This is a genomic window from Achromobacter sp. UBA5777, from assembly GCF_002418565.1.
Taxonomy (GTDB): Bacteria; Pseudomonadota; Gammaproteobacteria; order Burkholderiales; family Burkholderiaceae_B; genus Achromobacter; species Achromobacter animicus.
In genome coordinates this window covers 1-6,211 of the sequence record NZ_DIEJ01000323.1, presented here as the reverse complement: position 1 = coordinate 6,211, position 6,211 = coordinate 1, and the positions used below count along the sequence as shown (strand labels likewise).

The window sequence follows — 6,211 nt, the reverse complement described above, 5'->3', positions numbered from 1 at the left end:
CTATGCCGCGCCTGGCGCCCGGGTGGTGTGGCAGGACGGCAGCGCCTCCGCGGCCGAGCGCGCGGCGGCGCTGGACGCGGGCGTCGATGCCTGTGTGCCGGCCGGCATGGAGCCCTTGGAATGGGATGCGCTGTTGCGCAGCCTGTACCGGCGTTCGCGATGCGGACCGGGCGCGTGGCGCGTCGTTGCGCCGGGGCGTGTGCTGGTGGGCCCTGCGGGTCAGCGCCTGCCGCTCACGCTGCGCGAGCGCGCCGTGCTGATGCGGTTGTTCAATGCGCCGGGCTACTGCCTGCATCGCGAAAACTTCTTTCCGGCGGAAACGCGCGATCCCCTGGACGGCGCGCGGCGCGTGGATGTCGTCGTGTCGCGGCTGCGCAGCAAGGCGCGCCGGTTCAATATCGAACTTCCGCTATTGGCAGTGCGGGGGTGGGGGTACATCCTGCTGCCCGAAGGCGCTGGCAGGGCGCCTTCTGGGGTGGACGTATCCTGACTTACAGCACCACCAGGTTGTCCCGGTGCATGAGCTCGGGTTCGGTCATGCTGCCCAGGATGCGCGCGATCTGTGACGACGGCTGGCGCAGGATGCGGCGCGTGTCGGCAGACGAATAATTGATCAGGCCGCGGGCGCATTCCACGCCTTTGCTGTCCACGCAGGCCACGACATCGCCGCGGCCGAACTCGCCGTCGACGTCGGTCACGCCGATGGGCAAGAGGCTCTTGCCTTCGCGCAGCAACGCTTGCACGGCGCCGTCGTCCAGGACGACGCGGCCGCGCAGCCGCAGGTGATCGGCCAGCCATTGCTTGCGCGCCGACCACACCGGCAGGACGGCCTGCAGTTCGCTGCCGATGCACTCGCCCTGGGCCAGTCGCGTCAGCACGTTGCGTTCGCGGCCCGATGCGATGACGGTATGCGCGCCGCTGTGCGCCGCGCGCTTGGCGGCCAGCACCTTGGTCAGCATGCCGCCAGTGCCGATGCCGCTGCCCGCGCCACCCGCCATGGCTTCCAGCGCGGGTTCGCCGGCCTGGGCATGCGAAATGAATTTGGCTTGCGGGTTTTTGCGCGGATCCGAGTCATACAGGCCGCGTTGGTCGGTCAGGATGACCAGCGTGTCGGCTTCGATCAGGTTGGTGACCAGCGCGCCCAGCGTGTCGTTGTCGCCCAAGCGGATTTCGTCGGTCACGACCGTGTCGTTTTCGTTCACGATGGGCACGACACCTAGACGCAGCAGCGCAAACAGGGTGCTGCGCGCGTTCAGATAACGATGGCGGTCGGCCAGGTCTTCGTGGGTCAGCAGGATCTGCGCGGTGCGCAGGCCGTGTTCCGCGAAGGCGGCCTCGTAGGCCTGGCACAGTCCCATCTGGCCCACGGCCGCCGCGGCCTGCAGTTCGTGCATGACGGACGGGCGCTTGCGCCAGCCCAGGCGCGCCATGCCTTCGGCGATGGCGCCGCTGGACACCAGCACGATCTGCTTGCCCTGCTTGTGCAGGGCGGCGATCTGCGCGGCCCAATGCGCGACGGCGGCGCGGTCCAGGCCTCGGCCTTCGTTGGTGACCAGCGATGAGCCGACTTTGGCGACGATGCGCTGGGCGTGGGTGACGACGGAAACGGCGGGTGATTCAGCAGACATGATGGCGGCCGGCTGCGGCGAAAAAAAGCGTAATCGAAAGGACTGCGATTATGGCTTATTCGTTACCGCCGCGCGGCGCCGCCGGCTTGTCCGCGTCGGTGCGCGTGTCATCGAAGCGGGGGTCCGGCGCCACGTAGGTGCCTTCGGCCTGATCCTGCGCAAGCTGTTCCTTTTCGCGTTCGGCGTCCAGGTAGTCCTGCAGCGCGTAGATCAGGTCCTGCGTGCCTTCGCCCGACAGGCCCGAGATGCCGAATACCGGACCCGTCCAGCCGTAGAGTTCCAGGAAGCGGCGCTTGGTGTCCTCGGGGTCGGGCACCATGTCCAGCTTGTTCAGGATCAGCCAGCGCGGCTTGGCGGCCAGATCGGCGTCATAGCGGCGCAGTTCCTCGACGATGGCGCGGGCGTCCGCGACGGCCTGCTCCACGGGATCGGCGTCCGGGTCCGGCGTGGACACGTCCACCAGATGCAGCAGCACGCGGGTGCGCGCCAGATGGCGCAGGAACAGGTGGCCGAGGCCCGCGCCTTCGGAGGCGCCTTCGATCAGACCCGGAATGTCGGCCACGACGAAGCTGCGCGACGGGGACGTGCGCACCACGCCCAGATTGGGATGCAGCGTGGTGAACGGATAGTCGGCGATCTTCGGCTTGGCGTTGGAAATGCGGGTGATCAGCGTCGACTTGCCCGCGTTGGGCAGGCCCAGCAGGCCTACGTCGGCCAGCACTTTCAGTTCCATGCGCAGGTAGCGGTGCTCGCCTTCCTTGCCCGGCGTCCACTGTTTGGGGGCGCGGTTCACGCTGGATTTGAAATGGATGTTGCCCATGCCGCCCTGGCCGCCGGCGGCCAGCACGACTTTCTGTTCGTGCTTGTTCAGGTCGAACAGGACTTCGCCGGTGTCGGCGTCATGGATGATAGTGCCCACCGGCACGCGCAGGGTGATGTCCGGGGCGGCAGCGCCGTACTGGTCCGAGCCGCGGCCGTTTTCGCCGTTCTTGGCGCGATGCAGGCGTGCGTAGCGGAAGTCGATCAGCGTGTTGATGTTGCGATCGGCCACCGCATAGATGGTGCCGCCGCGGCCACCGTCGCCGCCGTCGGGACCGCCACGGGGAATGAATTTTTCGCGGCGAAAGCTCGCCACGCCATTGCCGCCTTTACCGGCGACCACTTCAATGGTGGCTTCGTCTACGAATTTCATGGTGTCTGTGCGTGTAGTGGGTGAGGGCGGGCGTCCGTACAGGGCGCCGCCGGGAGGCAATCGAGAGCTTACTCGCCAATTGCCTTCAAACAAAAAAGCCCTGCCGCACGCGACAGGGCTTTTGCCGTTCGGGAAACGCGGCGGACCGCGTTCCAGATCGTATGCAACCGCGGACGTGAGGTCCGCGGGCTTGCCAACCGATTACTCGGCAGCGACGATCGAAACGGTCTGCTTGTTCAATGCGCCCTTGAAGCCGAATTGAACCTTGCCGTCGACCAGCGCGAACAGGGTGTGGTCCTTGCCCATGCCGACGTTCACGCCAGCGTGGAAGCGAGTACCGCGCTGACGCACGATGATCGAACCAGCGGGAATGAGTTCGCCGCCGAATGCCTTGACGCCCAGACGCTTCGATTCTGAGTCGCGTCCGTTCCGCGTAGAGCCGCCGCCCTTTTTCTGTGCCATGTTTAGCTCCTGCTAAGTGGTACCGAGTCGCTTCTTAAGCCGTGATGGCTTCGATGCGGATTTCGGTGTAGTTCTGACGGTGGCCCTGACGCTTCTGATAGTGCTTGCGACGGCGCATCTTGAAGATCTTGACCTTGTCGTGGCGGCCTTGCGCAAGAACCGTTGCCTTGACCACGGCGCCGGAGACGAGGGGCGTGCCAACTTTCAGTTGGTCGCCTTCGCCCACGGACAGCACTTGGTCCAGGGTGATTTCTTGCCCAATGTCAGCCGGTATCTGTTCTATCTTGAGTTTTTCGCCAGCGGCAACGCGATACTGCTTGCCACCGGTTTTTACGACCGCGTACATGGGGTGTTCCTTAAATAGGTAAATGGGTTCGTTCGTGTGGCCTGCCCTGCTGGGCGAGGGTGCCTTGCTGAACCGTCCTTGCCAATTGCCCGAAGATTCAGGGCTGACCAGGACGTCAGGGGGCATACACGAACAACCGACGTAATTCGGCCATTGCTGACCGAATCCGAGATATTAGCCTGGGACTTTTGGAAAGTCAAAAAGCTGTTGCAGGCTAAGGGCTTAGGTGTGGCGTGAAGGCTTCAGACGGCCGGGATCACGCACAGCGCGATGTCGCGCGCCACCCGGCGGATGCCGTCCATGGCCGCTTGCCGGTGGGTGTCGTCCAGCCGGTCGGTCGGAATGGACGTGCTGACCGCGACCCGCTTGCCCAGCGGCGTGACGCCAACAAAGGCCGCAAAGCATACGAGGCCGGTCGCGACTTCCTCCCGATCCTGGGCCAGGCCCTCCCGGCGCGCCTCGTCCAGCTCGCGATGCAGGTGCGCGGCGTCCGAGATCGTGCGGTCGGTGACGCGGGGCAGGGTCTTGGGCAGCCGGGCCGCCAGCTCCTCGGGCGTCAGGCTGGCGAGCAGCGCCTTGCCCAGCGCGCAGGCGTGCGCGGGCAGCCGCAAGCCCAGGTCCGACACCAGGCGCACGGGCCGGCGTGCATCTTCCCGCGCCAGGTACACCACGTCAAAGCCATCCAGCGCGGCCAATTGCACGACCTCGTTGCAGCGGTCCACGAAGGCGGCGGCCGAATGGTGAAAGGCCGCTTGCAGACCATCGTGCCGCAGGTAGGCGGCGCCCAGCGCCATCAATTCCAGTCCGATGATGTAGCCGCCATCCTGGCGTTCGACCCATCGGCGTTGCTCCAGGCAGTCGAGCAGCAGGTACAGCGTGCTCTTGGGCATCTCGCAGGCCCGCGCGAGTTCAGCGGCCTTGACCGGCGTGGGGCGGCCCGACAGCACGCGCAGGATGTCGTGGGTGCGGCGAATGGCAGGGACGTCGTAATCGGCAGCCATGATTCCAATAGGTTGGACGTAAAAACAAGATGTTGGACATGATAAATGAAGTCTCCTAGACTGGTTCGCCATGCCCATGGGTGTGCCTCGGTGCGGGGATGCCCATGCCGCAGGATTGCGCCTGTTGGGCTGCCATGCCTGCTGGTCACTCATGCGACCGCGCCACCGACGCCCGGGCGGTAACCCGGTGCAAAACAATCACGCGCCCGCCACCCGGACCGGGCATCACGCGAGGAGACACCATGAACGACAACAACCTGCTGCCCGCCGACCTGCCCGACGCCCTGCTGGTGGGCCGCGTCTGGCGCCCCGATCCTGCCGGCGGACCCAGCGTGGTCGTTGTCCGCGCGGGCGAGGTGGTCGATATCACCGCCACGGTGCCGACGGTATCCGACCTGCTGGACCATCCCGACCGCGTGGCCCTGGCGCGCGAGGCCAAGGGCGAGTCCCTGGGCGACGCGCACGCCCTTATGGCCGCCACGCTGCAAGGCGCCGACGGCCCGCGCCTGCTGGCGCCGTGCGATCTGCAGCCGGTAAAGGCGGCGGGCGTCACCTTCGCCATCAGTCTGCTGGAACGCCTGATCGAGGAAGAGGCGGGCGGCGACGCCGGCCGGGCGGACGAAATCCGCGTGCGCATGCAGGCGCTGATCGGCTCGGATCTGTCCCGGCTGCGCCCGGGATCGCCCGAAGCCATCCGCCTGAAAGCCGAAATGATCGAGCGCGGCCATTGGTCGCAATATCTGGAAGTGGGCATCGGCCCCGACGCTGAAGTCTTTTCCAAGACGCCGCCCATGGCTTCGGTGGGATTTGGCGCGCGGATCGGCGTGCTGCCGGAATCGCAGTGGAACAACCCCGAGCCGGAGATCGTGCTGGCGGTCGACAGCCGGGGAGAGGTGGTGGGCGCCACCTTGGGCAACGACGTGAACCTGCGCGACATCGAAGGCCGCAGCGCGCTGCTCCTGACCAAGGCCAAGGACAACAACGGGTCTTGCGCCATCGGCCCGTTCATCCGGCTGTTCGATGGCGGCTTCACGCTGGACAGCGTGCGTGATGCCGACGTCTCGCTGCGCATCGAAGGCCCCGACGGGTTCGAGCTGGACGGCGTCAGCCACATGCGCGAAATTAGCCGCGACCCGCTGGACCTGGTTCGCCAGACGTTCGGCGCGCACCATCAGTATCCCGACGGCTTCATGCTGTTCCTGGGCACCATGTTTTCGCCGTCCAAGGATCGCAAGGGGCCGGGCACCGGCTTCACCCACGTGACCGGCGACCGGGTCGTCATCGCCTCGGAGCGCCTGGGCGCGCTGGTCAATGAGGTGCAACTGGCCACCGAAATCCCGCCCTGGACGTTTGGCGTGCGCGCGCTTTACGCCAACCTGGCCGCGCGGGGGCTGCTGCCGTACGGGCGCTGAGCCCGCCGCGGGATCCGACCCGGGGCAGGGCCCGCGGCGCCGGGCCTTGCCGCTTGCGGCATGCGCGCCCGGAATTCCCGCGCACTCCCCGTATAATCCACGGTCGAATCCCCCGCCGACCGCTGGCGGGCCCCGCGGGAAGAGCCGTCACGCGGCTCGGCCCCCCCCCC

Annotated in this window: 7 protein-coding genes; 2 read left to right on the top strand and 5 right to left on the bottom strand. The window is 66.7% G+C overall.

The window, feature by feature from the left end:
* On the top strand, window positions 1-490 hold a 490-nt coding region (locus B3446_RS28225), incomplete at its 5' end, for a helix-turn-helix domain-containing protein (protein WP_291387484.1).
* Between the two features lies 1 nt (window position 491).
* Here B3446_RS28225 and proB read toward each other — a convergent pair.
* From proB to B3446_RS28200, 5 genes are all read right to left on the bottom strand, one after another.
* On the bottom strand, window positions 492-1,628 hold the full coding sequence (gene proB, locus B3446_RS28220) for a glutamate 5-kinase (protein ID WP_218342626.1): 1,137 nt from the start codon (window positions 1,626-1,628) through the stop codon (window positions 492-494).
* A gap of 55 nt (window positions 1,629-1,683) precedes the next feature.
* Window positions 1,684-2,820, bottom strand: a complete 1,137-nt coding sequence (gene obgE / locus B3446_RS28215) for a GTPase ObgE (protein WP_191578320.1) — start codon at window positions 2,818-2,820, stop codon at window positions 1,684-1,686.
* 201 nt (window positions 2,821-3,021) lie between these two features.
* Complete coding sequence (gene rpmA, locus B3446_RS28210) at window positions 3,022-3,282, bottom strand: 50S ribosomal protein L27 (protein WP_006389959.1); 261 nt, start codon at window positions 3,280-3,282, stop codon at window positions 3,022-3,024.
* Between the two features lie 34 nt (window positions 3,283-3,316).
* On the bottom strand, window positions 3,317-3,628 hold the full coding sequence (gene rplU, locus B3446_RS28205) for a 50S ribosomal protein L21 (RefSeq protein WP_006216228.1): 312 nt from the start codon (window positions 3,626-3,628) through the stop codon (window positions 3,317-3,319).
* Between the two features lie 242 nt (window positions 3,629-3,870).
* Window positions 3,871-4,629, bottom strand: coding sequence for an IclR family transcriptional regulator (locus B3446_RS28200; RefSeq protein ID WP_291387468.1), 759 nt, complete (start codon window positions 4,627-4,629; stop codon window positions 3,871-3,873).
* 242 nt (window positions 4,630-4,871) lie between these two features.
* Here B3446_RS28200 and B3446_RS28195 point away from each other — a divergent pair, with 242 nt between their 5' ends.
* Window positions 4,872-6,041 carry a fumarylacetoacetate hydrolase family protein gene (locus B3446_RS28195; protein ID WP_291387466.1) on the top strand — a complete coding sequence of 390 codons (1,170 nt, stop codon included), beginning with the start codon at window positions 4,872-4,874 and terminating at the stop codon, window positions 6,039-6,041.
* The last annotated feature ends 170 nt before the right edge of the window (window positions 6,042-6,211 follow it).